The organism is Roseococcus sp. SDR, from assembly GCF_019083995.1.
Taxonomy (GTDB): Bacteria; Pseudomonadota; Alphaproteobacteria; order Acetobacterales; family Acetobacteraceae; genus Roseococcus.
The window spans coordinates 153142-178624 of record NZ_JAHRCU010000001.1 but is presented as its reverse complement, the minus strand read 5'-3'; the positions used below and the strand labels follow the sequence as shown (position 1 = coordinate 178624).

Below are 25483 nucleotides of genomic sequence, written 5' to 3'. Positions count from 1 at the left end.
CGGGTGGATTTCGAGACCCTCGCCCGCACGCGCCGCAGCGTGCGGGGCTACAAGCCCGACCCGGTGCCGCGCGCGCTGATCGAGGAGATCATCGAGGTGGCCAAGCGCGCCCCCTCCTCCATGAACACCCAGCCCTGGCACGTCCATGTGCTGACCGGCGCGCCGCTCGAGCGCGTCCGCCAGCGCAACATGCAGACCATGGCGGGCGGCGCCAAGGCGAACCGCGACATCATCAGCCACGGCGAATATGAGGGCGTGCACCGCGCCCGCCAGGTGGCGATCGCGGTGAAGCTCTTCGGCGCCATGGGCATCGCGCGCGACGACAAGCCGATGCGGCAGGACTGGGTGATGCGCGGCTTCCGCCAATTCGACGCGCCGGTCTCCCTCGTGCTGACCTATGACCGCGTGCTCGATCCCGGCGCGGTGGTGCATTTCGACCTGGGCGCGCTGAGCTATGGCATCTGCCTCGCCGCCTGGGACCGCGGCCTGGGCACGGTGGTGAACGGCCAGGGCATCATGCGCTCGGAGATCGTGCGCGAGGAGGCGCAGATCCCCGAGGACCAGGTGATCATGACCTGCATCGCGCTGGGCTGGCCGGAGGAGAGTTTCGCCGCCAACGGCGTGACCTCCGACCGCGAGCCGAACGCAAATTTCGTGCGCTTCGTCGGCTTCGAGGATTAGCAGGCTGCTGAAGAAGGCCAAAAGACGAAAGGGCTCCGCCCTCTCGTACTCTCCCGCCAAGAAACTCAGTTTCTTGGATCTTCAATTGTTAAATTAAATCAAATACTTATCGGAGATGCAAGAAGCTGAGGTTCTTGCCGGGGTGTCCGAGGGGCTGGCCCCTCGGTCCCACAGCGGAGTTTTTCAGCAGCCTGTTAGGCCTCCCACGGTTCGACAAAACGCCGCCTTTGGCGCATCTTCCGCCGCCATACGAAACGACCCCGAGGAGATCCGCCATGGACATGCCCACCCCCGTCGCGCCGACCGGCGCGGGGAATGCGCCGGGTCCCGGCGCGCTCTCCGGCCTGCGCGTGGTGGACCTGACGCGCGTGCTGGGCGGCCCCTATTGCACGATGATCCTGAGCGACCACGGCGCCGAGGTCATCAAGCTCGAACCACCCCAGGGCGACGAGGTGCGCGACTGGGGCCCGCCCTTCAACGCCGATGGTGACGCCAGCTACTTCATCGGCGTGAACCGCAACAAGCGTTCCGTCGGCCTCGACCTCAGCAAGCCCGAGGGGCGCGAGGTGCTGCTGCGCCTGCTGGAAGGCGCGGACATCCTGGTCGAGAACTTCAAGCCGGGCAGCATGGAGAAATGGGGCCTGGGCTATGAGGAGGTACTCTCCAAGCGCTTCCCGCGCCTGATCCATTGCCGCGTCTCGGGCTTCGGCGCCACGGGGCCGCTCGGCGGCTTCCCGGGCTATGACGCCATCCTGCAGGCGATGGTGGGCCTCATGTCCATCAACGGCACGGAGAATTCAGGCCCGACGCGCCTTGGCACACCGATCGTGGACATCGCGACCGGGCTGTTCAGCGCCATCGCCATCCTGATGGCCGTCGTCGAGCGCGAGAAATCGGGCCGCGGCCAGTATTGCGACATGACGCTGCATGATTGCGGCATGGCGCTGCTGCACCCGCATGCCGCCAATTATTTCCTGAACGGCAAGCGGCCCGTCGCCACCGGCAACCCGCACCCGAACCTCGCGCCCTACGCCAAGTTCACGACGCGGACCTGCGAGATCTTCGTGGGCTGCGGCAATGACCCGACCTTCCGGAAGTTCTGCGCCTTCCTCGGCCTCGACGGCCTCGGCACCGATCCGCGCTTCGCCACCAACGGCCAGCGCGTCATCAACAAGGCGGCCCTGACCGAGATCCTGAACGCGCGCTTCGCCGAGGAGGACGGGCATGACCTCTGCCAGCGCATGCTGGCCGCGGGCCTCCCCGCCGGCCCCGTGCTCGGCGTGGACGAGGCGATGGCCGCCGCCCACACCGCGCATCGCCAGATGGTGACCGAGAAGGACGGCTTCGTCGGCCTCGGCACGCCCATCAAGCTGAGCCGCACGCCGGGCGGCACGCGCGCCGCCCCGCCCCGCTTCGGCCAGCACACGCAGGAGGTGCTGGCGCGCCTCGGCTTCTCCGAGGAGGAGATCGCGAAGCTGCATGATGCGGGCGTGCTGGTGGAGAAGCGCCGCAAGTGATGCCCGCCCCATGATGCTGACGGAGATCAGGGAGGCCGACGCGCCGCCCGAGGTGGATGCCATCTACGGCCGGCTGCGCACGGCCTATGGCCTGCCCATGGTCAACCTGATCTGGCGGCATTTCGCGACCCTGCCTGGCGTGCTGCCCTGGGCCTGGGAGAGCATCGCGCCGGCCACGCCGCTCCTGCCGGCGGCGACGGCCCGTCTCATGGCGGCGCTGGAGCCCCTGCCCCGCCTCGCCATGGGGCCGGACGCGGCCGGCATCGCCGCCCTCTACAACCGCGGCAACCTCAGCAACCTCATCATGCTGACCGCGCTGCTGCGCGGCCCCACCGGCAGCGCGGCCGGCCCGGTGCCCGCCGCCGCGCCGCCCGCCATGCTGCCCAAGCCCCCGCCCCTGCCGCGCTTCGAGGCCCTCACGCCCGAGGCGCAGCGCGGCGTGCTGGCGCTCGCCCGGCTGCATTGCCATGCGGAGGGCATCATCCCGACGCTCTACCTGCATCTCGCGCATTGGCCCGCGCTGCTGACGCCACTCTACATGGCGCTCTCGCCGCTCTTCGGCATGGGCAAGGTCACGGCACTCCGCCAGAAGGCGCTGGCGGCGGCAAGCCTGGAGGCGGAGGCGATGCGCCCCCACCTCGCCGCTCCGCCGCCGCCCCCGCCCGAGGCGCTGGCGGCGGCGCGTGCCGTGCTGACACCCTTCACCGGCCAGGTGATCGCGGACATGGTGCCCATCGGGCTGATGCTCGGGCGCTAGGCGAAGCGGTGGGGCGCCTCCTTCTCCTCCTCGCGGTGCTGCTGGCGCCCGGCCTGGCCCTGGCGCAGCCCAACCGCAACTGCGTCGGCACCGGTGCCCTCCAGCTTCAGCCCATCGTGGTGGTGCCCGAGGCGACGGGCTTCAGCTACCGGCTGATGGTCTACAATGCCGGCGCCCGGACGCGCAGCTTCTCCTACCACTTCCCACTGCCGCTGCTCATGCCGCCGCCGGGCGCGGTCTATGCCTTCCAGATCCAGCAGCGCCAGACCGTCCGCATCGAACTCGGCACCACGCAGCAGCGCGCGTCAGAGGCGGCGCTGCGCGACGCGCTCCGGATCACCTGCCACAACTGAGCCAGGCGCGGGCGAAGCCTTCCTGCGCGGGCGTCTCCACCGCGCGCGGGTCGTGCTGCGCGCGCACCCAGGCGACCGGGTCGCCCTCGATGCCCGCCTCGGCCGCGAGGCAGGCCAGCACCGTGCCGGTGCGCCCCAGCCCCGCCCGGCAGCCCACATAGAACAGGCGCTCCGGCTCCGCCGCCATGGCGGCGCGCAGGGCGTCGAGCGTGGCACGCAGGGCGGCGGGGTCGGGCAGGCCGTAATCCACGATGTCGAGCGTCAGGCTCGCCTCGGCCCGGTTGGGCGCCTCGGGGTCCAGGCAGAGGCCGAAGGCGCCCTCGGGCAGGTTGCGGAAGGGGCCGGCCGCGATTTCGACGCCCAGGATCTTCACGATGTCGGGCTCTTCACGCGACGGGCGCCTTGGCGGGCTCAGCCTCCGTGCCGTCGCGCATCGCCTCCGCCTCGCGCTTCAGCCGCGCATAGGAACGGGCGGAGAAATACAGCATGCCGAAATACATCAGCCCGCCGAGCGAGAGCGCCGCCCAGGGCTCCGTCACCAGCACGGCGATATAGGCCCCGGTGCCCAGCAGCAGCGGCAGCACCATATTGGCCGGCACCTTGAAATTCTTGAAGGACCAGGAGGGCAGCGTGCTCACCATCAGCCCGCCCACCAGGAAGAGCATCACGGCGCTGAACATCGGGTGGCGCACCGCCTCCGCCATGCCGGACCAGCCCCATTCGGCGAAGCCGAGCGAAGCGAAGAGGGGCAGCAGCGCGAGGCCCGCCCCGGCGGGCGCCGGCACGCCCGTGAAGAAGTTGTAGGCATAGGCCGGCTTCACGATGGGAATGGCGCCCGGCTCGGCGATGCTGGCTGCGTTGAAGCGCGCGAGGCGCAGCGCGCTGCACACCGCGAACATCATGCCCGGGATGAAGCCCATCGGCCCCGCCTCGTTCAGCGTCCAGAGATAGAGGATCAGCCCCGGCGCCACGCCGAAGCAGAGGAAGTCGCTCAGGCTGTCGAACTCGGCCCCGAAGCGCGACGTGCCCTTGAGCAGCCGCGCGATGCGGCCATCCAGCCCGTCGATCACGCCCGCCGCCACGATGAAGGCCGCGGCCTGGGCGAAACGCCCCTCCAGCCCGAAGCGGATGGCCACGAGGCCCGCGCAGAGCCCCATCATGGTCAACAGATTGGGGATCAGCCGGTTGAAGGAAGGCCCGCGATAGCGCGGCCGCGCGCGCGTCTGGAAGCGCCCCAGCCGGGTGCGCAGCCCCGCGCGCGTCACGCCAGCTCCGCCAGGATGCTCTCGCCGCCGATCATGGTCTGGCCGACCAGGACGAGGGGCTTCACGCCGACCGGGAGATAGACATCGGTGCGGCTGCCGAAGCGGATGATGCCGAAGCGCTCGCCCGCCATCAGGCGATCGCCCTCATGAACAGTGCAGACGATGCGCCGCGCGACCAGGCCCGCGATCTGCACGCAGGCGAGGTCCCGGCCATCGGGCAGGTCGAAGCGGAGCGCATTGCGCTCATTCTCCTCCGACGCCTTCTCCAGGCTCGCATCCATGAACTTGCCGTGCCGGTAGGAGATGCGGGAGATGCGCCCCTGCACCGGGCTGCGGTTCACATGCACGTCCAGCACCGAGAGGAAGATGGCCACGCGCCAGCGCGGCTGATCGCCCATCTCGAGCTCGGCCGGCGGGATGGCGGGGCCGACCAGCACCACCTTGCCATCGGCAGGGGCGAGGACGAGGTCATGCCGCGCCGGCGGCACGCGCTTCGGGTCGCGGAAGAAATAGAGGCAGAAGAGCGTGAAGGCCGTGCCCAGCCAGAACAGCCAGGAGCCGAGCACGAGCCCGCCCAGCAGCGCGACACCCGCGCCCGCATAGATGAAGGGACGCCCGGCCGGGTGCGGCGGGGCGAGGACGAGGGAGAGGCTGTTCGCGAGAGACATCGGCCGGTTTATCCTCCCTTCACCCTTTCGCGGCAAGTTGGGAGTTGCATGAACACGCAGCCCCCTCCTGCCCTCCCCAGGCTGACGCTCGGCCCCTTCGCCGTCGCGGCGGACGGGACGCTCTCGGCCCGCGCCCCCGGCCTCAGCCCGGCCATCCGCTTCATCTGGCGTGGCCGCGCCTGCGAGGCACTGGTGCAGGAGGGCGCATTGCGCCTGCGCGCCATTGCCGGGCGCATCCCCTCCACAGCCGAACCGGGCGCGGACCGCCATTTCACCGCCCGCGCGGTCGCCGAACTCCCAGCCGCCATGCCGCCCGGCTGGCTGTTGCGGCTCACCGCCGACCACCGCGTGGCGCTGGAGCACCAGGTGACCCCGCGCGCCACGGCCGTCGCCCTCCTGACCGAGATGGTGCGCTTCGCCCTGGCCCTCGACCCGCATCTCGACAGGCTGGAGGGCGTGGGCGCGCGCTGACGGCTTACGCCAGCAGCGACCAGACCTGCTCCGCCGTCAGCGGCATCCTGAGCCTGTCCGCCGCCCCAGCCCGGCCGGCGCGGGCCAGCGCATCGGCCACCGCATTCATCACGGCCGGCGTCGCCCCGATGGTGCCCAATTCGCCCACGCCCTTCACGCCGAGCGGATTGGTCAGGCAGGGGATGCCGGTGTCGAGCTTCGTCGCGTAATCGGCCACCATGTCGGCCCGCGGCAGGCAGTAATCCATGAAGCTCGCCGTCAGCGGCTGGCCGGTCTCGGCGTCATAGATGACGTGCTCGCACATGGCCTGGCCGATGCCCTGCAGCGCGCCGCCCACCACCTGGCCCTCCACGATCATCGGGTTCACCACGCGGCCGGCGTCATTCACCGAGGCATAGGAGGCGATCACCACCTCGCCCGTCTCGGGGAGGAGTTCCACCTCGCAGATATGGCAGCCATTGGGCCAGGTGGGGCCCGAGACGCTGCTGGTGTGGTCGATGAAGATCCGCCCCTCGGGCTGGCGCGCCGCCAGTTCGAAGAGGCCGATGGCGCGGTCGGTGCCCGCCACGGTGAAGGCGCCGGCCCGGTATTCGATATCGGCCGCCGCCGTCTCCAGCGCCTCGGCGGCGAGGTCGCGGGCCTCATCCACCGTCTTGTCGGCGGCGAGCTTCACGGCCGAGCCCGCGGTAAACAGCGAACGCGAACCCGCCGAGCCGAAGCCGCTGCCGCGATCGCTGTCGCCGAACACCACCTGGATGCGCTCCAGCTCCACGCCAAACACATCCACCGCGAGCTGCGCATAGCTGGTGGCGATGCCCTGCCCCATGCCCTGGGTGGTGGCGTAGATCTCGATGCTGCCATCGCCCTTCACCGCGATGGTCACGCGCTCCTCGAAGACATTGCCGCCGGTCCATTCCAGGAAGGTCGCGATGCCGCGCCCGCGCAGGCGCCCGGCCGCCTTGGAGGCCGCCTCGCGCGCGGCGAAGCCGCTCCAGTCGGCGAGAGCGAGCCCCTGGTCGAGGATGCGCTCGAAGGAGCCGCTGTCATAGGTCATCGCCATGGCGTTCTTGTAGGGCATGGCGCTGGGGGCGATCATGTTGCGGCGGCGCAGTTCCGCGGGGTCCAGGCCCATCTTGCGCGCCGCCGTGTCGAAGAGGCGCTCCACCAGATAGATCGCCTCGGGGCGGCCGGCGCCGCGATAGGGGCCGGTCGGCGCCGTGTTGGTCAGCAGCGCCTGGAAGGTGAAATCCACCAGGGTAATGTCGTAGATGCTGGTCGAGACCCAGGGGCCGACCAGCAGCTGGATCGCCACACTCGCATTGCGCGGATAGGCGCCCATATCGGCCAGCGTCCGCACCCGCAGCGCCAGGACGCGGCCATTGGCGTCCAGCGCCATCTCGGCCCGGCTCTCGGTGGCACGGCCATGCAGGGCGGAGAGGAAATCCTCCATCCGCGTCGAGGCCCATTTCACCGGCCGGCCCAGCATGCGCGCGGCGAAGGCGACCACGCCCTCCTCCGGGTTCAGGCCCGTCTTCATGCCAAAGCCGCCGCCCACATCGCCCACCAGCACGCGCAGCTTGTCGGTCGGGATGTCGAGCAATTCCTTGCAGATCGCGTCCCGCACGCCGGACGGCATCTGACTCGAAAGGCGCAGCGTGATGCGCCCGCTGGCCGCGTCATACTCGCCGAGCGCCACGCGCGGCTCCATCGAGACGGGGGCGAGGCGCTGATTCTCGATATCCAGGCCCACCACATGCGCGGCCTTCGCGAAGGCAGCCTCGGCGGCAGCGGCGTCGCCATAGCGGCTCTCGGCCACGAGGTTGCCGGGCGCGCCTTCCCAGACCAGCGGCGCGCCGGGGGCGGCGGCACGGCCCGGGCCGATCGCGGGCGCGAGCTCTTCGTATTCCACCTCGATCGCCTCGGCCGCGTCGCGCGCCTGGCCCAGGGTTTCCGCGATGATGGCGGCCACCGGCTCGCCCACGAAGCGCACTTCCTCCACGGCCAGGCAGTGGCGCGGCGGGGCCGTCAGGGCCGAGCCGTCGGGCCGCTTGAAGGGCAGCGCCACATACATGGGCTTCACGCCGGCGGCGACGAGATCGGCCCCGGTCAGGATGGCCACCACCCCCGGCAGGGCGCGGGCGGCGGTCGTGTCGATGGACACCAGCTTCGCATGCGCGTGGGGCGAGCGCAGGAAGACCATCTGCGTGACGCCGGCCGGCGCGAAATCATCGGTGAACTGCCCCTGCCCCGCCAGCAGCGCGCGATCCTCGATCCGGCGCACCGCCTGGCCGCTGCCGAAGCGGCCGATCTGCGGGGTGTTTCCATCGGGCATGGTCTGGCTCCTGGCTTTGGGAAGCCTGGAGCCTAGCAGCCGGTTGCGCCGGGTGACGAGGGGTTCACCCGAGCCGCGCGAGACCCCAGGCGGCGGCCACCGGAACCGCCGCCAGAAGGACGATGATGAGGCTGGCCCGCCAGCCCTTGAGCCGCCCGGAGAGGCGCGGGCCCAGCAGCAAGGGGGCCAGGGGCGCGATCGCCGCCGCCCAATCCGCCGCCGCCCCGCGTGCCAGCAAGGGCCCGGCGACCAGCGCCGCCAACAGCATGGCGAAGGGCAGCCGCGCCGTATCCGCCATCGCGCCGCCGCCCGCCACCTGCTGTCCGAAGGCGGCCGAGAGCAGGATCAGCCCCAGCATCACCCAGGGTCCGGGCACCCCCGAGGCCAGCAGCCCGGCGACCAGCGCCACCGCCGCCAGCACCCCCCGCCAGGGCGGCGCGGCCTCGATCTGCACCAGCGGCACCAGCAGCATCAGCGCCAGCCCCGCGGGTGCCGCGCGCAGCAGATCCGCCTCGGTCAGCGGCCCGCCCGCCATCCACCAACCGGTGAAGACAGCGCCCGACAGCCCGAGCAACGCCGCGAGCCAGCCCCGCCTCCCCCAGGCCAGCGGCAGGGTGAGGCCCAGCGCCACCAATGACAGCACCGGCAGCCGCTCGGCCAATTGCCGGGGCGAGGCCAGCATGACCCCCAGAAGCAGCAAGACCGCGAAGGCGGCGGCGAGCCCGAGGCCCAGCCCCGCCGTCATCGGCCGCCGCCGCCAGCGGAGCAGCCCCGCCCAGGCCAGCGCCAGCATCAGCGCCGCGAGCGGTGCGGCGGCCTCGGTCATCGAATCGGGAAGCATGCGGCCAACTTGCCTCACTCCCCCGGTGGGAAGCTATGCTGCATCGCGAAGCGAAAAGGATGCGAGATGAACGAGACCCGCGTAAAAGTCTGGGATGGCTGGGTGCGGCTGGTCCACTGGTCCATCGTCATCCTGATCCCGACCTCCTACCTCACCGCCCGGGCGCACAAGATGGATCTCCATATGCTCAGCGGCTACACGCTGCTGACGCTGGTGATCTTCCGCATCCTCTGGGGCCTGGTCGGCTCCGAGCCCGCGCGCTTCCTGACCTTCCTGCGCTCGCCCTTCGCGGCGCTGGCCCATCTGCGGCACATGAAGGGCGATCCGGGGCCGGACCGCGAACTCACCCACAACCCGGCCGGCGGCTGGATGGTGGTGGTGATCCTCTCGCTGCTGCTCACCCAGGCCGTCACCGGCCTCTTCACCGACGACCAGATCTTCACCCGCGGGCCGCTCGCGCAGCAGGTCAGCGGCGCCACCAGCGACTGGGCGGGCTGGATCCATATCCGCCTGATCAACGTGATCGGGATCGTGATCGTCCTGCACATCGCCGCCGTGGTCTGGTACCGCGTGAGCCTGGGGCATGACCTGGTCCAGGCCATGATGATCGGCAGCAAGCCCATGCCCGAGGGCACCCGCGCGCCGAAGATGGGCCACCCGGCCCTGGCCCTGGCGCTGCTCGCTGCCAGCGCCGGCCTCGTGAACTGGATCTCCCGCTTCGGCTGAATCGCCGCCCGTCTGGCCCCGGTCTTGCTCTGCGCCCCGCAGGCAACAACCGGGGTCTTTCCTGAATGTCATCGAATTCCTTCTCCCGTCGCGATCTTCTGGCCCTGACGGGTGCCGCATCCACAGTCACCCTGCCCTTCTCCTGGGCGGAGATGGAGGCGCATGCCCAAACTGTGGGCGGTGAGCGGGTGCTGCGCTACGGCATCTCCATGGCCGATATCCCCCAGACCACCGGCCAGCCCGATCGCGGCGCCGGCGCCTATCAGTTCACCGGCCATACCCTCTATGACCCGCTGGTCGCCTGGGAGATGGACGTCGCCGACCGCCCCGGGAAGCTGATGCCCGGCCTCGCCACCTCCTGGGAGGCCATGCCGTCCGATCGCACCAAGTGGATCTTCCGCCTGCGCCCCGGCGTCACCTTCCATGACGGCTCGCCCTTCAACGCGGATGCCGTGATCTGGAATTTCGAGAAGGTGCTGAACGCCCAGGCGCCGCATTTCGACAACCGCCAGGCCGCCCAGGTCCGCCCCCGCCTGCCCTCCGTCGCCAGCTATCGCAAGCTGGACGACATGACGGTGGAAGTGACCACCCGCACGGTGGACAGCTTCTTCCCCTACCAGATGCTCTGGTTCCTCATCTCCTCGCCCGCGCAATATGAGCGCCTGGGCCGTTCCTGGGAGCGCTTCGCGCAGGAGCCCTCGGGCACCGGGCCCTTCCGCCTCGCCCGCCTCGTCCCGCGCGAGCGCGCGGAGCTGGTGCGCAATCCCACCTACTGGAACCCGGCCCGCGCGCCGAAGGTGGATCGCATCATCCTGATCGTGGCACCCGAGACGGTCACGCGCACCAACGCCATCCTGACCAACCAGGTGGACATCATCGAGAGCCCGGCGCCGGACCTGCTGCCGCGCCTGCGCCAATCCGGCGCGCGCATCATCGAGAATGTGACGCCCCATGTCTGGAACTACCACCTCAGCCTCGCCGAGGGTTCGCCCTGGCGGGATCTCCGCCTGCGCCAGGCCGCCAACCTCGCCATCAACCGCGACGAGGTGGTGGCCCTGCTGGGCGGCCTCGCCAAGCCCGCGGTCGGCGTGGTGGACCCGACCTCGCCCTGGTTCGGCAACCCGACCTTCCGCATCCGCCATGATCCGGCCGAGGCGCGCCGCCTGCTGGCCGAGGCCGGATTCTCGCCCCGCAACCCGTTGCGCACGCGCTTCATCGTGCCCTCGGGCGGCTCGGGCCAGATGCTCTCCATGCCGATGAACGAATATATCCAGTCGGCCTGGCGCGAGGTGGGCATCCAGGTGGAGTTCCAGGTGGTGGAGCTGGAAGTGCTCTACACCGCCTGGCGCCAGGGCGCGCTCGGCGAGATCAGCCGCGCCGGCAACATCACGGCGAACAACGTGGCGTATCTGACGAGCGACCCGCTCTACGCCTTCATCCGCTTCTTCCACTCGGACCAGATCGCGCCGCGCGGTGTGAATTACGGCCATTACCGCGACGCGGAGATGGACCAGATCCTGAATGCCGCGATGAACAGCTTCGACGAGCAGGAGCAGAACCGCCTGATGCAGCGCGCGCATGAGAAGGCGGTGAACGAGGCGCTCTGGGTCTTCGTGGTGCATGACACCAACCCGAAGGCGGCGGGGCGCGCGGTGCGCGGCTATGTGCCGGCGCAGCACTGGTTCCAGGATCTGACGACGCTGTCTTGAGTTACCGCGAGGGGGCTTTGCCCCCTCGACCCCCAGCAGGGAACCAGTTCCCTGCACCCTTTCTCAGGTGCTGGGGGACATAAGCCGTCGCCCATGACTGAAGCGTCGTTCTCGGCCTTCCCAAGCGCCCATTCATCCCGCCCCAGCCCGGAGGACCCGGACCAACGCGTCTCGCGCCGCCGCGACGCGGGGATGGCGCAGGGCGGAGCGCACCCATGCGAGGTAGAAGGCATTCTCCGGCGTCGCGATGGGTGCCGGGATCTCGACCAGCACGCCATCACGCAGGTCCTGGGTGAGAAGGTAGTCCGGCATGACCGACCAGCCGAGCCCGGCGCGCAGCATGGCGCGGATCACACGCAGGTCAGGTGCGGTAGCGCCTGGGAGATGGGCAGGCGCATCAAGCGCGTTGGCGTCGAGCCAGGTCCGGATGAGCGGCCGTTCGAGATCATAGGCCAGATGCGGGCACAGGTTCAGACCATCGGCCAGGGTAGGTCCCGCCAGGATCCGGCGCGCCTCGGTGGGCGCGGCGACGGCGAGCAGCCGCTCCGTGCCGACCTGCTCGTAGGCCAGCCTGGGGTCCTCGATGCGCGATGCGGTCAGAGCAAGGTGGACCCTGTCGTCCAGGAGCATGGCGTACAGCGCCTCCTTGCCCCCGACATGCAGACGGAGTTCCAGCCCAGCAGCGAGAAGCGGCTTCAGCCGACCAGCCACCTGTTCGGCCAGGTACTCCGAGGGCGCGGCAAGGTGGACGGTGCCTGACAGGCGGCTCGACCGCGCCCGGACCGAGGCCAGAGCGGCCTCAGCCTGATCAAGCCTGTCTCCAAGGCTCGCCGCCAGATCATCGGCAACCGCGGTTGGCCGCACACCCCGCGCATGGCGCTCGAAGAGCGGCCGTCCCAACAGCGACTCCAAGGATGCGATCTGCTGCGACACGGCGGGCTGCGTGAGATCGAGCATTCGCGCCGCAACGGTCAGGGAACGGCGGCGATAGACCTCGACGAAGGTCCGCAGATGCGACAGGGACATCCCCTACAAATAAAACTTCTTATGGGTCCTGTCATTTCCCCTTTGATGTTCTGATGGGTTGGTGCCGCTAAACCCGGGCCCACCACCAAAGGAGGCCATGACATGGCACGCAATCCGAAGATCCTGATGATCGCCACCTCTGCCGCCAGGATGGGCCGCACGGACGAGCCGACCGGCGTCTGGCTCGAGGAGCTGACCACCCCCTACTACGCCTTCCGCGACGCGGGTGCCGAGGTGACGCTCGCCTCGATCGCCGGCGGCCCGGTTCCCGTGGACCCGCGCAGCGTGAAGGAGGCAGGCGAGAACGACGCCTCCGTGGAGCGCTACCTGCGCGACGCGACGTTGCGCGCGGCCGTGGCCGGCACGCCGAGCTTCACCACGCTGGACCCGGATGGCTTCGACGCGCTGTTCCTGCCAGGCGGCCATGGCACGATGTTCGACTACCCCATCTCCGAGCCGCTAGCCCGTCTGGTCGAACGCTTCGATCGTTCGGGCAAGGTCGTCGGGGCGGTCTGCCACGGCCCGGCCGGCCTGGTCGCGGCACGCAAGGCGGATGGCTCGCCCTTCGTCGCCGGTCGTCGCCTCGCCGCCTTCACGGACAGCGAGGAACGGGCCGTCGGCCTGGACCGCGCGGTCCCGTTCCTGCTGGAGACGCGCCTGCGCGAACTCGGCGCCCGGCATGAAGGCGCGCCGGACTTCACGCCCTTCGCCCTGCGCGATGGCCGGCTGGTGACGGGGCAGAACCCGGCCTCGGCAGGACCGGCCGCGGCGCTCGTGATGGAAGCGCTCCTGCAGGAGGCGGCGCGATGAACTACCTGCACACGATGATCCGCGTGGCCGATCCCGCGGCGACGCTTCACTTCCTGGAGCTGCTCGGCCTCCGCGAACTGCGCCGGGTGGAGAATCCTGCCGGACGGTTCACGCTGATCTTCCTGGCCGCACCAGGCGACATTGACGCGCAGGGCCGCGGTCGGGCGGAAGTCGAGCTCACCTGGAACTGGCCGCCGGAGGATGGCAGCGCGCCGGAAACCTACAGCGGTGGGCGGAACTTCGGCCACCTCGCCTACCGGGTCGACGACATCTACGAGACATGCGGGCGCCTGATGGCAGCCGGGGTGACGATCAACCGCCCACCGCGGGACGGCCACATGGCCTTCGTGAAGACCCCGGACGGCATTTCCATCGAGTTGCTGCAGCGGGGCGAGCCCCTGCCCCGGGCGGAACCCTGGGCGTCCATGCCGAATACCGGCTCATGGTGAAATCTCCGGCGACCGCATGCCATGGTCACCCGCCATGGCATGCGGCGCCGTGAGCATGTGCGTCGCGTCGGTCCTGTCGCGTCATCCAAGTTGAAGCTGGGCGGAGCGCAGTGCCACCATGCAGGAGGGGCCTGAGGGGCTGCCCCCTCAGTTGCTGCTCACCGCCGGCGCCAAGCCCACACTCTTCGCCGCCGGATGCCCCGGATTGCGGAAGCGCAGCTCGCCCTCCGGCGCGCAATCGCCCAGCGCGAAGAATTCCTGCCGCGTCGTGCAGGTCACCGCCACCACCAGCTTCGCCTCGGGCTCCGTCAGGAAGCGGCGGATCACGCCCTCCAGCTCCAGCGTGTCGCGCAGCGCGTGCCATTCGGCGGCTTCGAGGTCATCGAGGAACACCGCCACGATCCCCGGCCGCGTGCCGGTGAAGCGCGTGGTCGCCGCCGCGGAGACGCGGCGCTTCACGGCCAGCGAGATTTCATTCTCCCGCCCCGCCCGCGCCGCCATCACCATCACCGATCCGCTGGAAGGGTCCGCCGTCACGGCCAGATGCGCCTCCACGCCGAACACCTCGCGCAGGCGGGCCGGCAGGGCACGCTGCGGGTCGCTCGCCGCCTGGGCGCCGGCCAGCACCAGCGGGTCGAGCTTCAGGATGGCATCGGCGCTCGAATCCTGGCGCTTCTGCGTGGCGAGCATGGTCGAGATGCGGCCATGCAGCTCGGAGAGCTGGGTCTGGTCGGTCACCCCCTCGGGCAGCGTCATCTTCAGGATGTAGCGGCCGGGATGCGCGGCGAGCCAGGTCTGCAGCTCGGGGTTCACCCGGTCCACCAGCTGCGCCCAGTCGCCCTTGTGCAGCGGGCGGCCTTCCTCGGCCGAGACGGTCTCGCACACCACCTCGGCCTCGGCGCCGTCGCGGCGGATCAGCAGGTCATGCGCCGTGCCGTGCAGCAGCCCGTCGAAGCACACCTCGAAACCGCGCGCGCGCAGCAGGGCCGCGGTGCGGATCAGGTGGAACAGCGGCACCAGCGTGGCATCGCCGGAAAGCCCATCGCCCACCAGGGCGCGCAGCCGCGCGCGCGGCCCGGCCGGCAGGGACTTGGCGAGCTCCGCCGCCTCCCGCGCGAAGGCCAGCACGCGGCGCTCGGCGCGGCCGGCCTTGGCCAGCAATTCGGGGCGCGAGAGCCGCGCCAGGATCAGCTCCAGCGCATGGCGCTGCTGCATGGCCCGGCCCGAGAGCGAGCCCGGCTGCACCCGCGCGCCCAGATCCGCCAGGCGTTTGCGCCAGGCCGCCCCGCCCGCGAGGGCGACGAAGGCCTGGACAGCGGCCGGGTCGGGCTGGGGATCCGGGTGGGTCATGGGCTCTCGGTGAATTCAGGGGACGGCGAAGCATGCCATGTCCGGAAGTTTAGCCGTTTCGTTGCCGTTTCTCAACCGGCCTCAACCGCGCGGCAGGCGCCCGACCGCCGGTGCGTCCGGATTTTGTGCCCGATGGCGCAGCAGATGATCGGCCAGCACGCAGGCCAGCATCGCTTCGCCCACCGGCACGGCGCGAATGCCCACGCAGGGGTCATGCCGGCCCTTGGTCAGGATGTCGGTGTTCCGGCCTTCCACCGTGACGGCCTGGCGCGGCGTGAGGATGGAGGAGGTGGGCTTCACCGCGAAGCGCGCGATGATGGGCTGGCCGGTGGAGATGCCGCCCAGCATGCCGCCCGCGTGATTCGCCAGGAACTCGACCGAGCCATCCTGCCGCATGCGCATCTCGTCCGCATTCTCCTCGCCCGAGAGCTCCGCCGCGGCAAACCCATCGCCGATCTCGACCCCCTTCACCGCGTTGATGGACATGAGTGCCGCGGCGATATCGGCATCGAGCTTGCCATAGATCGGCGCCCCCAGGCCCACCGGCACGCCCTCGGCCTGCACCTCGATCACGGCGCCGATGGAAGAGCCCGCCTTGCGCACGCCGGCCAGCAGCGCCTCCCAGCGCGTGGCGGCGGCAGCGTCGGGGCACCAGAACTCATTCTGCTCGGTCTGGCTCCAATCCCAGGCGGCGCGGTCCACGCGGTCCCGCCCGATCTGCGTCAGCGCGCCGCGGATCACCACGCCCTCGCCCAGCACGCGCCGGGCGATGGCGCCGGCGGCGACGCGCATCGCCGTCTCCCGCGCCGAGGCCCGGCCGCCGCCGCGATAGTCGCGCAGCCCGTATTTCCACTCATAGGCGATGTCGGCATGGCCGGGGCGGAAGCTCTTCGCGATCTCGCCGTAATCCTTGCTGCGCTGGTCCTGGTTCTCGATGACCAGCGCGATGGGCGTGCCGGTGGTGCGCCCCTCGAAGACGCCCGAGAGGATGCGGACCTGGTCCGGCTCCTGCCGCTGCGTCACATATCTGCCCGAGCCGGGGCGGCGCTTGTCGAGGAAGGGCTGGATCCAGGCCTCATCCAGCGGCAGGCCGGGCGGGCAGCCATCCACCACGCAGCCGATGGCCGGCCCATGGGACTCGCCCCAGGTGGTGACGCGGAAGAGATGGCCGAAGCTGTTGTGCGACATGGTGGCTGGCCAGTTACCCCAGATCGCGCAAGGACGGAACGCTCAGCGCGGGGCGAGGAGGCAGGTGAAGCCGAGCGCGCGTGTTTCCGGCGTGGGGCGCACCGTGCGGGTCCGCACCGAATCCGCGTCGCAGAGGCCGCTCGTCTGCAGGGTGATCGCCTGCCCGGCAACGGTCAGCGCGACGTCCAGGCGGCTGCCCGCCATACAGCGGTGGCGCGCCACATCGGCCATGACCTCGGCGGCGCTGCGCAGCGGCTCATGGCCCGAGGCCGCGCAGACGGGCGCCTGCTGCGCCCGGGACGCGGAGGGCAGAAGGAGGCCAAGCAAGGCGAGGAGGGCGAGGCGCATGGCGGGCTCCGATCCTGGCGGGGCGCGGCGCGCGAAGCCAGCCACCTGGATGCGCCCCCCGGGAGGTGGCAGCCTGTGGCGCAATGCGCCATCCGGCAAGCCTGCGCGCCACGCTGATCCTCCTGCTCCTGGCCGCGGCGCCCCCGGCCGCGGCGCAGGTGACGGATCTGTGCCGCCTGTATCCGCGCGATGGCGAGCACGCCGGTTGCGGGCTGTGCGGCGGCCCGGGCTGGCGCAGGCCCGATGGCCGCTGCGCCCGCTGGAGCGATGTGGGCCCGCCCGATTGCCGCGCGCTGCGTCGCGAATTGAGCGACCCCGCGCGCTGCGCCCAGCAACGGGAGCGCGGGCGCCGGATGCCCTGACCCCCCATCGCGGCGCGGCCTGAGGCAGGTTACGCTTCCGCCATGCACCACACGGCGCCGCTGCTCGCGACCTTCGTCGTCGCCCTGGCCCTGGCCTTCGCCCTCGGGCTTGCCGCCCGGCTTTTGCGGGTGCCGCCATTGCTGGGCTACCTGGCCGCCGGGCTGGTGATCGGGCCGCATACGCCGGGCTTCGTGGCCGATGCGGGCGTCACCTCCGCCATGGCCGAGATCGGCGTGGCGCTGCTCCTCTTCGGCGTCGGCCTGCATTTCCGCCCGCGGGACCTGCTGGCCGTCTGGCGCGTGGCGGTGCCCGGCGCGCTCGCGCAGATCGCCATCGGCACGGCGCTTGGCGCGGCTCTCGGGCATCTGGCCTTCGGCCTGGGCGCCGGTTCGGCCATGGTGCTGGGCTTGGCGCTCGCCATCTCCTCCACGGCGGTCGCCACCCGCACGCTGGAGGAACGTGGGCGCCTTGGCGGTGATGCCGGGCGGCTGGCGCTGGGCTGGCTCGTCATGCAGGACCTGGTCGTGGTGCTCGCCCTTGTGCTGCTGCCGGCGCTAGCGCGCGGCGGGGATGGCGCGGGCCTCGGGCCTGCCTTGCTCCGCACCTCGGGCGAACTCCTGGCCTTCCTGCTGGTCATGGCCTTCGCCGGCCGCGTGCTGCTGCCGCGCCTGCTGGGCCTGGTCGCCGCCACCGCCTCGCGGGAGCTGTTCACGCTCGCCGTGGTGGTCGTGGCGCTGGGCACCGCCTTCGGCAGCGCGGCGCTGTTCGGCGTCTCGCCGGCGCTCGGCGCCTTCTTCGCCGGCGTGCTGCTGGCCGAAAGCCCGCTCGGCCATCAGGCGGCCGCCGAGACCGCGCCGCTCCAGCGCGTCTTCGTCGCGCTGTTCTTCGTCTCCGTCGGCATGCTGGTGGATCCGCTGGCGGTGCTCGCCGCGCCCGGCCTCACGCTCGCCGTCTTCCTCGTCGTCCTGCTCGGGACTGGCCTGGCCATCCTGGCCCTGCTGGTGGGGCTGCGGGTCGCCCTGCCGACAGCCGCCGTCGTCGCCGGCAGCATGGCGCAGATCGGCGAATTCTCCTTCGTGCTGGCGGCGCTCGCGATCGGCCAGGGCCTGCTGCCCGAGGCGGTGCGCGGCCCGATGCTGGCCGCCGCCACGCTCAGCATCGTCCTCACACCCCTCACGCTGCGCCTGGCCGAGCGGCTGGCCGCCCGGATGGTGGGGGATCGGCGCTATCGCGCCTGGGAGACCCGCCGCGCCGGCGCCCGCGCCTTCCCCTCCCCGCCGCCCGGCCTGTCCGGCCATGCGGTGATCGTGGGTTTCGGCCGCGTGGGCCGCGTCGTGGCGCGCGGCCTCGCCGCGCATGGCATCCCCGTCGTCGCGATCGAGGCGGACCACGCCCGTGCCGAGACGCTCCGCCGCGAGGGCGTCTCCGTGGTCTGGGGCGATGCGGTGCAGACCGAGGTGCTGGCCGCCGCCCGCCCGGAGACGGCCAGCCTCATCGTCCTCGCCCTGCCCGATGCCTTCAGCTGCCGCCGTGTGCTGGAGCTGGCGCGCGCGGCCAATCCCGCGTTGCCCGCCGCGATCCGCGCCCATGACGAGGAGGAGGCGGCATTGCTGGAGCGCATCGACGGCGTGGGCCTGGTCGTGATGGGCGAGCGTGAGATCGCCCTCGGCATGGCCGGCTTCGCGCTGCGGCATTTCGGAGTGGAGGCGAGTGGCGCGCAGGCGACGCTCGAGGTGCTGCGCGCAGCCCGCGGGTGAGCGTCAGTCCAGCGTCATGGCCATGAGCAGCGTCACAGTCTCCACGCCCTCCACCCGGAGCGAGGCCAGCTCGGTGCCGTAGAGGGTGAAGCCCGCCCGCTCATAGAGCCGCCGTGCGGCGGAATTGCCCTCGCCGACCATGATCTGGAGCACGCTCACCTCGCTGCGCGCATGCGCGATGGCAGCGCCGATCAGCGCCGCGCCGAGCCCCTGCCGGCGCGCCGCGTGGCGCACATACATCCCCCACAGATGGCCGATATGCGCGCGCTTGAGCATGGAATCGCGCTGGTAGCCGAGCATGCCGCAAAACCCTCCCGCCGCATCGGCGGCCGCGAAGATCGCGCAGCGTTCCAGCGTCTCGCCGAACCAGGAGAGGGGCTTGCCCGCCTCCTCCTCGAAGGCCCGCCCGAAGGCGGAAGGCACCACCCGCAGCGCCTCGAGACGCAGCGCGCGAAAGGCGTCGGCGTCCCGCGGGGCGAGGCGCCGGATCGCCATCTCAGCCCTTTTCGATGGTGAGGTCGGGCGCGTCGGGATTCTTCATGCCGACGATGTGATAGCCGCAATCCACGTGATGCACCTCGCCCGAGACGCCGGTGGAGAGCGGGCTCACCAGATAGAGGCCGGCGCCGCCCACTTCCTCCAGCGTCACATTGCGCTCCATCGGCGCATTGTACTGGTTCCACTTCAGGATGTAGCGGAAATCGCCGATGCCCGAGGCCGCGAGCGTCTTGATCGGGCCCGCGCTGATCGCGTTCACGCGAATGCCGTCGGGGCCGAGATCGGCCGCCATGTAGCGCACGCTCGCTTCCAGCGCCGCCTTGGCGACGCCCATCACATTGTAGTGCGGCACCCACTTCTCGGCGCCGAGGTAGCTCAGCGTGAGCAGCGAGCCGCCCTCGCTCATCAGCGCGGCGGCGCGGCGGCCGGTGGCGGCGAAGGAATAGCAGGAGATGTCGAGCGCCTGCAGGAAGGCCTCGCGCGGCGTGTCCAGGAAGCGGCCGCGCAGATACTGCTTGTCGGCGAAGCCCACGGCATGGACGAAGAAATCGAGCTTGCCCCAGCGTTCCTCGACCGCGCCGAAGGCGGCGTCCATGTCGTCATCGCTGGAGACGTCGCAGGGCACGACGAAATCGCTGCCGACGCTCGCGGCCAGCGGGCGGACGCGCTTTTCCAGCGCCTCGCCCTGATAGGTGAAGGCCAGTTCCGCGCCCTGCGCCGCGCAGGCGCGCGCGATGGCCCAGGCGATGGAGCGGTCATTGGCCACGCCCATGATCAGGCCGCGGCGACCCTGCATCAGGGTTCCCGTGGGCAAGGAGGGTGCAGATTCGTCCTTCATGGGGTTCCGTGATCCGGTTGCGGGGGCCAGATGGTGGTGGCACATGCCCCACAACCGGGCAAGGCCCCATAGGAAAAGCGAATGAACGAAGACCCTTACGCCCTCTTCGCCGAATGGATGGCGGAAGCCGCGCGGAGCGAACCGAATGATCCCAACGCCATGTGCCTGGCGACCGCGACGCCCGAGGGCCGCCCTTCGGCCCGCATGGTGCTGCTCAAGGGCCATGATGCGCGCGGCTTCGTCTTCTACACCAACCTCGAATCGCGCAAGGGCGGTGAGCTTGCGGCCAACCCCTTCGCCGCACTCTGCTTCCACTGGAAGACGCTGACCCGCAGCGTGCGCGTCGAAGGCCGGATCGAGGCGGTGACGGCCGAGGAGGCCGATGCCTATTACGCCTCCCGCTCGCGCGGCAGCCGCATCGGCGCCTGGGCCTCGCGCCAGTCCCGCCCGCTGGAGGGGCGCTGGGCGCTGGAGAAGGCCGTCGCGGAATACACGATGAAGTTCGGCGTGAGCGAGATCCCGCGCCCGCCCTTCTGGTCCGGCTTCCGCCTGCTGCCCGAGCGCATCGAGTTCTGGCGCGACATGCCCTTCCGCCTGCATGAGCGCCGCGTCTTCGTGGCAGCCGAGGCCGGCTGGCGCACCGAGGCGCTCTACCCCTGATGGCGATTCCCGCCATCCAGGCCGAGGCCGCCGCCTTCCTGCGGGAGCTGGTCGGCCGTGATCCGGTGGAGACCCACATCTCCGCCGTCTTCCTGGGTGAGCGGGAGGCCTTCAAGCTGAAGAAGGCGGTGGATTTCGGCTTCCTCGATTTCACGACGCTGGCCGAGCGCGCGCGCCTCACGCAATTCGAGCACGCGCTGAACGCGCCGCATGCGCCGGGGCTTTATCTCGGCGCCGAACCCCTCACGCGCGGTCCGGATGGCACGCTCCGCCTGGGCGGCGAAGGCGAGCCGGTGGAATGGGTCCTGCGCATGACGCGCCTGCCGCCCGAGGCCTTTTTCCAGGGCGCCCTGCCCGCCGCGCTGCTGGACCCGCTCGCCGATGCCGTGGTCGCCCTGCACGCCACCGCGCCGAAGCGCGAGGGCGATGGCCGGATGGCCCGCGTCATCACCGGCAACCGCGAGGCCGCCCTTTCCGCCGGCCTGCCCGAGGCAGCGGTGCGCGCCTGGGCGGAAGCCGCGCTCACCGCCGAGGCCCGCCTCGCCCCCTGGCTCGCGGGGCGTGCGGCGGCAGGATTGCTGCGCCGCTGCCATGGCGACCTGCACCTGGGCAACATCTGCCTGATCGAGGGCCGCCCCATACCCTTCGACGCGCTGGAATTCGACGAGGCGCTGGCCACCATCGATGTCGGCTATGACCTGGCCTTCCTGCTCATGGATCTCGACCAGCGGGACAGCCGTGCGGCGGCCAACCGGCTGCTGAACCGCTATATCGCCCGCACCGGCGATGTGGCGCTGCTGCGCGGCCTGCCGCTCTGGCTCTCGCTGCGCGCGCTGATCCGCGCGCATGTCGCCGCACGCTCAGGCCAGGACGGCGCGGCCCTGCTGGCGGCGGCGCGGACCTATCTCGATCCCGCCCCCCCGCGCCTCGCGGCCGTCGGGGGCTTGCAGGGCACGGGCAAGTCGCATCTCGCCCGTCGCCTCGCGCCCGATCTCGGCCCGGCACCGGGTGCGGTGATCCTGCGCAGCGACGAGATCCGCAAGCGCCAGGCCGGCGTCGCGCCCGAGACGCGCCTGCCCGCCGAGGCCTATGCCGCCCATGCCAGCGCCGCCGTCTTCGCCGAGTTGAACGCCTTGGCCGCGCAAGCCCTGGCAGCCGGCCACGCCGTCATCGCCGACGCCGTCTTCCAGCGCGCGGCGGAGCGCGACGCTCTGGCCACCCTCGGCCATGGCTTCACCGGCTTCTGGCTGGAGGCGCCGCTCGAATTCCTTGCGGCGCGCATCACGGCGCGGAAGGGCGACGCCTCTGACGCGACGCCCGAGGTGCTGGCCACAACCGCCGCGCGAGACGCGGGCGAGATCACCTGGCACCGCCTGGACGCGACCGGCGCGCCGGAAGAGGTTGCCCGCAAGATACTGGACTTGCCCCCTCAGCCTTCGCCATAACGTAGCCCCAACAACCGGTTGAGGGATCAAGACCATGGCCTATCGCCGCCTGCTGCTGCCTATGACCGGGACCGCCGCCGGGGAAGCTGCCCTCGCGACCGCGCTCATGGTGGCGCGCATCTGGGGCGCCCATGTGCATTGCCTGCATGTGCGCGTGGATGCGCGCGATGTGGCGCCGCTGGCCGGCGAGGGCCTCTCGGGCGCCATGATCGAGGAGATGATGGCGGCGACCGAACGCGAAAGCGGCGACCGCGCCGGCCGCGTCCGCGCCATGTTCGAGCGTTTCGCGGCGACGGCCGGTGACGTGACCATCGCCAATTCGGCCGAGACGGCGCTGAAATCCGGCGGCCCCACCCTCTCCTTCGAATCCATCGCAGGGCGGGAGGAGGATATCGTGGCGCAGCAGTCGCGCCTCTACGACATGGCGGTCGTCCCCCACCCTGAGGCGGGCGAGGATGTCTCGAGCTCGGACGCGCTGCATGCGGTGCTGTTCGATTCCGGCCGCCCGGTGCTGATCGCGCCCCGCGTCGCACCCGCCACCATCGGCACGCGCATCTGCTGCGCCTGGAACGGCACGGCCGAGAGTGCGGCCGCCATGGCCGCGGCGCTGCCCTGGCTGCACCGCGCCGATGCGCGCCGCATCCTCTATGCCGATGACTACCAGCGCCGCGGCCCCAAGGTGGAGGGCATCCTCGCCTATCTGCACTGGCACGAGATCCAGGCCGAGGCGATGCAGTTCAAGCCCATCACCAAGGATGTCGGCGCCGGCCTGCTCGGCGCCGTGCGCGACTTCGAGGCGGACCTGCTCTGCATGGGGGCCTACAGCCATTCCCGCCTGCGCCAGCTCATCCTGGGCGGTGTCACGCGCCACGTGCTGGAGAATGCTGATGTGCCCGTGCTGATGTGTCGGTGACGGCAGCTCATCACGGGCCTGAATGACGCCGATCATCGGGCGTGAGTGGCAATCCGGCCCCACGCCCCCTATCTGGGCCCCGAACGCAGCCACAAACCGGCGCGTCGGGATTTTCACCATGATTGACATCCGCCCCTTCAACTCGCTGGGCCATGCCAATTTCGGCTGGCTCAACGCCCGCCACCACTTCTCCTTCGGCCATTACAACGACGCCAGCCGCATGGGCTGGGGCCGCCTGCGCGTCTGGAATGATGACGAGATCGCCGCCGGCACGGGCTTCGACCCGCACCCGCACCGCGACATGGAAATCATCACCTATGTCCGTGAGGGCGCCATCACCCACCGCGACAACATGGGCAATGAGGGCCGCACCGAGGCGGGCGACGTGCAGATCATGTCGGCCGGTACGGGCGTGGTGCACAGCGAATACAACCTCGAGCCCGGCACGACGAAGATCTTCCAGATCTGGATCCTGCCGGATGTGCGCGGCGCCAAGCCCAATTGGGGGGCCAAGACCTTCCCCAAGGCCGCACGTGAGGCGAAGTTCGAGGTTCTGGCCGGCGGCCGCCCCGGCGATGCCGAAGCCGGCGCCCTGCCCATCAACGCCGATGCCGCGGTGATGGCGACGACGCTGGCCAAGGGCCAGTCGCTGACGCTCACCCTCGCCCCGGGCCGCGCCGCCTATCTGGTGCCGGCCAAGGGGAGCGCCACGGTCAATGGCAAGCCCCTGGGCCTGCGCGACGGTGCGGCGATCGAGGGCGAGCGCGAAGTGGTGATCGTGGCGAATGACGAGGCGGAACTCGTTCTCGTCGAAGTCGCCGCGTAACGCAAAGGGAGCGGGGCTCAGCTTTTCTGGTCGCATTTTCCGAGTCGCCGCGCGTGACCGCGCGGCTTGAAAATGCTCAGCCCTGCTCCAGCTCGCTGTCCCAATAGAGGTAGTCGCGCCAGCTCTCATGCAGATGGTTGGGCGGGAAGCTCCGCCCATTTTCCTGCAATTCCCAGCTCGTCGGCTGGCGCGGCACCTGGCGGGGCAGCATGTGGCATTCACGCGGCAGCGCGCTGCCCTTGCGCAGATTGCAGGGGCCGCAGGCGGCCACCACATTCTCCCAGCTCGTCCGCCCGCCGCGCGAGCGCGGGATCACATGGTCGAAGGTCAGCTCCTGCGCGGGCAAACCATCACCGCAATACTGACATTCGAAGCGGTCGCGCAGGAAGACGTTGAAGCGGGTGAAGGCCGGGCGCCGCGCCGCCGGGATGTATTCGCGCAGCGCGATGACGGAAGGCAGGCGCAGCGCGAAGGAGGGGGAATGCACCTCGGTGTCGTATTCGCTGAGCACCGAGACGCGGTCCAGAACCACCGCCTTCACCGCATCCTGCCAGGACCAGACCGAGAGCGGGAAATACGAGAGCGGGCGGAAATCCGCGTTCAGCACCAAGGCGGGAAACCCGCCGGGGCCGTTGATCTGAGGGATGAGACTGCCGTCGGGCAAACCAGGCTCCTCTCACTGCCGTGATGGCGGAGTTCAACCGGTTCCGGGTGCGGCCAGGCTCCCGGATTCGGTGGGCCGCCAACAACTGGGCCGAATGCATGGCACCCTTGCTGCATTGCCGCAAGACGGGATTGGCGGCTTTCATCCGGACGTCACACCATGCGCCCCATGCCCCCCACCCCGCCGCCCGGCAGCGTCACGCGATTCGCGCCCTCGCCCACCGGCTTCCTGCATCTGGGTCACGCGCATTCGGCGCTCTTCGCCGCACGCCTCGCCGAACAGGCGGGCGGCCGCTTCCTGCTGCGGATCGAGGATATCGACGCGACCCGCTGCCGCCCGGAATTCACCACGGCGATCTGCGAGGATCTGGCCTGGCTCGGCCTCGCCTGGGAGGAGCCGGTGCGCGTGCAATCCGCCCGCATGGCGCATTACGGCGCCACGCTGGATTCGCTGCGGGGCCGCGGCCTGCTCTACCCCTGCTTCTGCACGCGCGGCGACATCGCGGCCGCCATCGCCGCGGCGCATGGGCCGGCCGCGATCTATCCCGGCACCTGCCGGAACCTGCCCGCCGCCGAGGCCGATGCACGCATCGCCGCCGGCCGCCCCTATGCGCTGCGCCTCGACGTCACCCGCGCGCTCGCCGAGACCGGCCCGCTGCACTTCACCGACCTGATCCACGGCCCGCGCCGCTGCGTGCCCGAGGCGCAGGGCGATGTGGTGCTGGCCCGCAAGGACATCCCCGCCTCCTACCATCTCTGCGTCACGCAGGATGACGCGGAGCAGGGCGTGACCCTGGTGACCCGCGGCGAGGATCTGCTGGAAGCGACGGACATCCACCGCCTCCTCCAGGCGCTGATGGGCTGGCCTGAGCCGCTCTACGCCCATCACGGCCTCATCACCGACGAGGCCGGCAAGCGCCTGGCCAAGCGCGACCAGGCGCCCACGCTGCGCGCCCTGCGCGCAAGTGGCATGAGCCCGGCGGAGGTGCGCGCCCGCGCGGGTTTCCCCTAAGCTCGTCCGGGTGAGCC

Annotated in this window: 28 protein-coding genes; 16 read left to right on the top strand and 12 right to left on the bottom strand. The window is 70.7% G+C overall.

The window, feature by feature from the left end; all coding sequences use genetic code 11:
- Window positions 1-3: 3 nt before the first annotated feature.
- From KTR66_RS00880 to KTR66_RS00865, 4 genes are all read left to right on the top strand, one after another.
- Window positions 4-681: a nitroreductase gene (locus KTR66_RS00880; RefSeq protein WP_213609396.1), complete on the top strand. Its 678-nt coding sequence runs from the start codon at window positions 4-6 to the stop codon at window positions 679-681.
- Between the two features lie 275 nt (window positions 682-956).
- Window positions 957-2198: a CaiB/BaiF CoA-transferase family protein gene (locus KTR66_RS00875; RefSeq protein WP_249731754.1), complete on the top strand. Its 1242-nt coding sequence runs from the start codon at window positions 957-959 to the stop codon at window positions 2196-2198.
- A 10-nt stretch (window positions 2199-2208) separates the two neighbouring features.
- Complete coding sequence (locus KTR66_RS00870) at window positions 2209-2955, top strand: hypothetical protein (RefSeq protein ID WP_213609394.1); 747 nt, start codon at window positions 2209-2211, stop codon at window positions 2953-2955.
- 8 nt (window positions 2956-2963) lie between these two features.
- Window positions 2964-3308, top strand: coding sequence for a hypothetical protein (locus tag KTR66_RS00865; protein ID WP_213609392.1), 345 nt, complete (start codon window positions 2964-2966; stop codon window positions 3306-3308).
- Here the strand turns inward: KTR66_RS00865 and KTR66_RS00860 are convergent.
- Genes KTR66_RS00860 through KTR66_RS00850 form a run of 3 tightly spaced genes read right to left on the bottom strand, consistent with a single transcriptional unit; the run spans window position 3292 to window position 5241 of the window.
- The gene (locus KTR66_RS00860) at window positions 3292-3681 is read right to left on the bottom strand and encodes a hypothetical protein (protein ID WP_213609390.1); all 390 of its coding nucleotides are present in this window, start codon (window positions 3679-3681) and stop codon (window positions 3292-3294) included. The two genes, KTR66_RS00865 and KTR66_RS00860, sit on opposite strands and share 17 nt — an antisense overlap.
- 13 nt (window positions 3682-3694) lie before the next feature.
- Complete coding sequence (locus KTR66_RS00855) at window positions 3695-4573, bottom strand: phosphatidylcholine/phosphatidylserine synthase (protein WP_371818964.1); 879 nt, start codon at window positions 4571-4573, stop codon at window positions 3695-3697.
- Entirely contained in the window at window positions 4570-5241 is a 672-nt protein-coding gene (locus KTR66_RS00850) for a phosphatidylserine decarboxylase (protein ID WP_213609389.1), read from the bottom strand. The genes KTR66_RS00855 and KTR66_RS00850 overlap by 4 nt, the downstream gene beginning before the upstream one ends.
- Before the next feature lie 48 nt (window positions 5242-5289).
- Between KTR66_RS00850 and KTR66_RS00845 the strand changes: the two genes are divergently transcribed.
- Window positions 5290-5712, top strand: a complete 423-nt coding sequence (locus KTR66_RS00845) for a hypothetical protein (RefSeq protein WP_213609388.1) — start codon at window positions 5290-5292, stop codon at window positions 5710-5712.
- A gap of 4 nt (window positions 5713-5716) precedes the next feature.
- Here the strand turns inward: KTR66_RS00845 and KTR66_RS00840 are convergent, their stop codons facing one another.
- Both KTR66_RS00840 and KTR66_RS00835 read right to left on the bottom strand, forming a co-directional pair.
- Window positions 5717-8044: a xanthine dehydrogenase family protein molybdopterin-binding subunit gene (locus KTR66_RS00840; protein ID WP_213609387.1), complete on the bottom strand. Its 2328-nt coding sequence runs from the start codon at window positions 8042-8044 to the stop codon at window positions 5717-5719.
- A gap of 64 nt (window positions 8045-8108) precedes the next feature.
- Window positions 8109-8885, bottom strand: coding sequence for a hypothetical protein (locus KTR66_RS00835; protein WP_213609386.1), 777 nt, complete (start codon window positions 8883-8885; stop codon window positions 8109-8111).
- Between the two features lie 66 nt (window positions 8886-8951).
- On the opposite strand from KTR66_RS00835, the gene KTR66_RS00830 reads away from it, so the two are divergent.
- Together KTR66_RS00830 and KTR66_RS00825 are read left to right on the top strand one after the other, a co-directional pair.
- Window positions 8952-9611, top strand: coding sequence for a cytochrome b/b6 domain-containing protein (locus KTR66_RS00830; protein WP_213609385.1), 660 nt, complete (start codon window positions 8952-8954; stop codon window positions 9609-9611).
- A gap of 65 nt (window positions 9612-9676) precedes the next feature.
- Window positions 9677-11320 (top strand): ABC transporter substrate-binding protein, encoded by a 1644-nt coding sequence (locus tag KTR66_RS00825; protein WP_213609384.1) that lies wholly within the window; start codon window positions 9677-9679, stop codon window positions 11318-11320.
- A gap of 132 nt (window positions 11321-11452) precedes the next feature.
- Here KTR66_RS00825 and KTR66_RS00820 read toward each other — a convergent pair whose 3' ends face one another.
- A complete protein-coding gene (locus KTR66_RS00820; RefSeq protein ID WP_213609383.1) occupies window positions 11453-12346 on the bottom strand; it encodes a LysR family transcriptional regulator in 894 nt (297 codons plus the stop codon).
- Between the two features lie 102 nt (window positions 12347-12448).
- On the opposite strand from KTR66_RS00820, the gene KTR66_RS00815 reads away from it, so the two are divergent.
- Both KTR66_RS00815 and KTR66_RS00810 read left to right on the top strand, forming a co-directional pair.
- Window positions 12449-13156, top strand: coding sequence for a type 1 glutamine amidotransferase domain-containing protein (locus tag KTR66_RS00815; protein WP_213609382.1), 708 nt, complete (start codon window positions 12449-12451; stop codon window positions 13154-13156).
- Window positions 13153-13605 (top strand): VOC family protein, encoded by a 453-nt coding sequence (locus KTR66_RS00810; RefSeq protein ID WP_213609381.1) that lies wholly within the window; start codon window positions 13153-13155, stop codon window positions 13603-13605. The genes KTR66_RS00815 and KTR66_RS00810 overlap by 4 nt, the downstream gene beginning before the upstream one ends.
- Before the next feature lie 147 nt (window positions 13606-13752).
- Here the strand turns inward: KTR66_RS00810 and KTR66_RS00805 are convergent, their stop codons facing one another.
- From KTR66_RS00805 to KTR66_RS00795, 3 genes are all read right to left on the bottom strand, one after another.
- Complete coding sequence (locus tag KTR66_RS00805; protein WP_213609380.1) at window positions 13753-14955, bottom strand: hypothetical protein; 1203 nt, start codon at window positions 14953-14955, stop codon at window positions 13753-13755.
- An 81-nt stretch (window positions 14956-15036) separates the two neighbouring features.
- Window positions 15037-16143, bottom strand: a complete 1107-nt coding sequence (gene aroC / locus KTR66_RS00800; RefSeq protein WP_213609379.1) for a chorismate synthase — start codon at window positions 16141-16143, stop codon at window positions 15037-15039.
- A gap of 42 nt (window positions 16144-16185) precedes the next feature.
- Window positions 16186-16491: a hypothetical protein gene (locus KTR66_RS00795; RefSeq protein WP_213609378.1), complete on the bottom strand. Its 306-nt coding sequence runs from the start codon at window positions 16489-16491 to the stop codon at window positions 16186-16188.
- A gap of 83 nt (window positions 16492-16574) precedes the next feature.
- Between KTR66_RS00795 and KTR66_RS00790 the strand changes: the two genes are divergently transcribed.
- Together KTR66_RS00790 and KTR66_RS00785 are read left to right on the top strand one after the other, a co-directional pair.
- Window positions 16575-16853, top strand: coding sequence for a hypothetical protein (locus KTR66_RS00790; RefSeq protein WP_213609377.1), 279 nt, complete (start codon window positions 16575-16577; stop codon window positions 16851-16853).
- 42 nt (window positions 16854-16895) lie between these two features.
- Complete coding sequence (locus KTR66_RS00785) at window positions 16896-18611, top strand: cation:proton antiporter (protein ID WP_213609376.1); 1716 nt, start codon at window positions 16896-16898, stop codon at window positions 18609-18611.
- A 3-nt stretch (window positions 18612-18614) separates the two neighbouring features.
- Here KTR66_RS00785 and KTR66_RS00780 read toward each other — a convergent pair whose 3' ends face one another.
- Both KTR66_RS00780 and fabI read right to left on the bottom strand, forming a co-directional pair.
- Window positions 18615-19106 carry a GNAT family N-acetyltransferase gene (locus KTR66_RS00780; RefSeq protein WP_213609375.1) on the bottom strand — a complete coding sequence of 164 codons (492 nt, stop codon included), beginning with the start codon at window positions 19104-19106 and terminating at the stop codon, window positions 18615-18617.
- A 1-nt stretch (window position 19107) separates the two neighbouring features.
- The gene (gene fabI, locus KTR66_RS00775; protein ID WP_213609374.1) at window positions 19108-19905 is read right to left on the bottom strand and encodes an enoyl-ACP reductase FabI; all 798 of its coding nucleotides are present in this window, start codon (window positions 19903-19905) and stop codon (window positions 19108-19110) included.
- A gap of 123 nt (window positions 19906-20028) precedes the next feature.
- Here fabI and pdxH point away from each other — a divergent pair, with 123 nt between their 5' ends.
- The 4 genes from pdxH (at window position 20029) to KTR66_RS00755 (ending at window position 23791) form a co-directional block, all read left to right on the top strand.
- Entirely contained in the window at window positions 20029-20607 is a 579-nt protein-coding gene (gene pdxH / locus KTR66_RS00770) for a pyridoxamine 5'-phosphate oxidase (protein WP_213609373.1), read from the top strand.
- The gene (locus KTR66_RS00765; protein ID WP_213609372.1) at window positions 20607-22052 is read left to right on the top strand and encodes an AAA family ATPase; all 1446 of its coding nucleotides are present in this window, start codon (window positions 20607-20609) and stop codon (window positions 22050-22052) included. Before pdxH ends, KTR66_RS00765 begins: the two co-directional genes overlap by 1 nt.
- A 34-nt stretch (window positions 22053-22086) precedes the next feature.
- Window positions 22087-22965, top strand: coding sequence for a universal stress protein (locus tag KTR66_RS00760; RefSeq protein WP_213609371.1), 879 nt, complete (start codon window positions 22087-22089; stop codon window positions 22963-22965).
- 118 nt (window positions 22966-23083) lie between these two features.
- The gene (locus tag KTR66_RS00755; protein WP_213609370.1) at window positions 23084-23791 is read left to right on the top strand and encodes a pirin family protein; all 708 of its coding nucleotides are present in this window, start codon (window positions 23084-23086) and stop codon (window positions 23789-23791) included.
- A gap of 76 nt (window positions 23792-23867) precedes the next feature.
- Here the strand turns inward: KTR66_RS00755 and KTR66_RS00750 are convergent, their stop codons facing one another.
- On the bottom strand, window positions 23868-24455 hold the full coding sequence (locus KTR66_RS00750; RefSeq protein ID WP_249731752.1) for an HNH endonuclease: 588 nt from the start codon (window positions 24453-24455) through the stop codon (window positions 23868-23870).
- Between the two features lie 168 nt (window positions 24456-24623).
- Here KTR66_RS00750 and gluQRS point away from each other — a divergent pair, with 168 nt between their 5' ends.
- Window positions 24624-25466 (top strand): tRNA glutamyl-Q(34) synthetase GluQRS, encoded by an 843-nt coding sequence (gene gluQRS, locus KTR66_RS00745; protein WP_213609896.1) that lies wholly within the window; start codon window positions 24624-24626, stop codon window positions 25464-25466.
- Window positions 25467-25483 lie beyond the last annotated feature (17 nt).

Excerpts from the sequence above, each read along its gene's own strand:
- KTR66_RS00875 (WP_249731754.1), top strand. The coding sequence starts at position 957 with ATGGACATGCCCACCCCCGTCGCGCCGACCGGCGCGGGGAATGCGCCG.
- KTR66_RS00870 (WP_213609394.1), top strand. The coding sequence starts at position 2,209 with ATGATGCTGACGGAGATCAGGGAGGCCGACGCGCCGCCCGAGGTGGAT.
- KTR66_RS00850 (WP_213609389.1), bottom strand. The coding sequence starts at position 5,241 with ATGTCTCTCGCGAACAGCCTCTCCCTCGTCCTCGCCCCGCCGCACCCG.
- KTR66_RS00845 (WP_213609388.1), top strand. The coding sequence starts at position 5,290 with ATGAACACGCAGCCCCCTCCTGCCCTCCCCAGGCTGACGCTCGGCCCC.
- KTR66_RS00840 (WP_213609387.1), bottom strand. The coding sequence starts at position 8,044 with ATGCCCGATGGAAACACCCCGCAGATCGGCCGCTTCGGCAGCGGCCAG.
- KTR66_RS00835 (WP_213609386.1), bottom strand. The coding sequence starts at position 8,885 with ATGCTTCCCGATTCGATGACCGAGGCCGCCGCACCGCTCGCGGCGCTG.
- KTR66_RS00830 (WP_213609385.1), top strand. The coding sequence starts at position 8,952 with ATGAACGAGACCCGCGTAAAAGTCTGGGATGGCTGGGTGCGGCTGGTC.
- KTR66_RS00825 (WP_213609384.1), top strand. The coding sequence starts at position 9,677 with ATGTCATCGAATTCCTTCTCCCGTCGCGATCTTCTGGCCCTGACGGGT.
- KTR66_RS00820 (WP_213609383.1), bottom strand. The coding sequence starts at position 12,346 with ATGTCCCTGTCGCATCTGCGGACCTTCGTCGAGGTCTATCGCCGCCGT.
- KTR66_RS00815 (WP_213609382.1), top strand. The coding sequence starts at position 12,449 with ATGGCACGCAATCCGAAGATCCTGATGATCGCCACCTCTGCCGCCAGG.
- KTR66_RS00810 (WP_213609381.1), top strand. The coding sequence starts at position 13,153 with ATGAACTACCTGCACACGATGATCCGCGTGGCCGATCCCGCGGCGACG.
- KTR66_RS00805 (WP_213609380.1), bottom strand. The coding sequence starts at position 14,955 with ATGACCCACCCGGATCCCCAGCCCGACCCGGCCGCTGTCCAGGCCTTC.
- aroC (WP_213609379.1), bottom strand. The coding sequence starts at position 16,143 with ATGTCGCACAACAGCTTCGGCCATCTCTTCCGCGTCACCACCTGGGGC.
- KTR66_RS00795 (WP_213609378.1), bottom strand. The coding sequence starts at position 16,491 with ATGCGCCTCGCCCTCCTCGCCTTGCTTGGCCTCCTTCTGCCCTCCGCG.
- KTR66_RS00790 (WP_213609377.1), top strand. The coding sequence starts at position 16,575 with ATGCGCCATCCGGCAAGCCTGCGCGCCACGCTGATCCTCCTGCTCCTG.
- KTR66_RS00785 (WP_213609376.1), top strand. The coding sequence starts at position 16,896 with ATGCACCACACGGCGCCGCTGCTCGCGACCTTCGTCGTCGCCCTGGCC.
- KTR66_RS00780 (WP_213609375.1), bottom strand. The coding sequence starts at position 19,106 with ATGGCGATCCGGCGCCTCGCCCCGCGGGACGCCGACGCCTTTCGCGCG.
- fabI (WP_213609374.1), bottom strand. The coding sequence starts at position 19,905 with ATGCAGGGTCGCCGCGGCCTGATCATGGGCGTGGCCAATGACCGCTCC.
- pdxH (WP_213609373.1), top strand. The coding sequence starts at position 20,029 with ATGAACGAAGACCCTTACGCCCTCTTCGCCGAATGGATGGCGGAAGCC.
- KTR66_RS00765 (WP_213609372.1), top strand. The coding sequence starts at position 20,607 with ATGGCGATTCCCGCCATCCAGGCCGAGGCCGCCGCCTTCCTGCGGGAG.
- KTR66_RS00760 (WP_213609371.1), top strand. The coding sequence starts at position 22,087 with ATGGCCTATCGCCGCCTGCTGCTGCCTATGACCGGGACCGCCGCCGGG.
- KTR66_RS00755 (WP_213609370.1), top strand. The coding sequence starts at position 23,084 with ATGATTGACATCCGCCCCTTCAACTCGCTGGGCCATGCCAATTTCGGC.
- gluQRS (WP_213609896.1), top strand. The coding sequence starts at position 24,624 with ATGCCCCCCACCCCGCCGCCCGGCAGCGTCACGCGATTCGCGCCCTCG.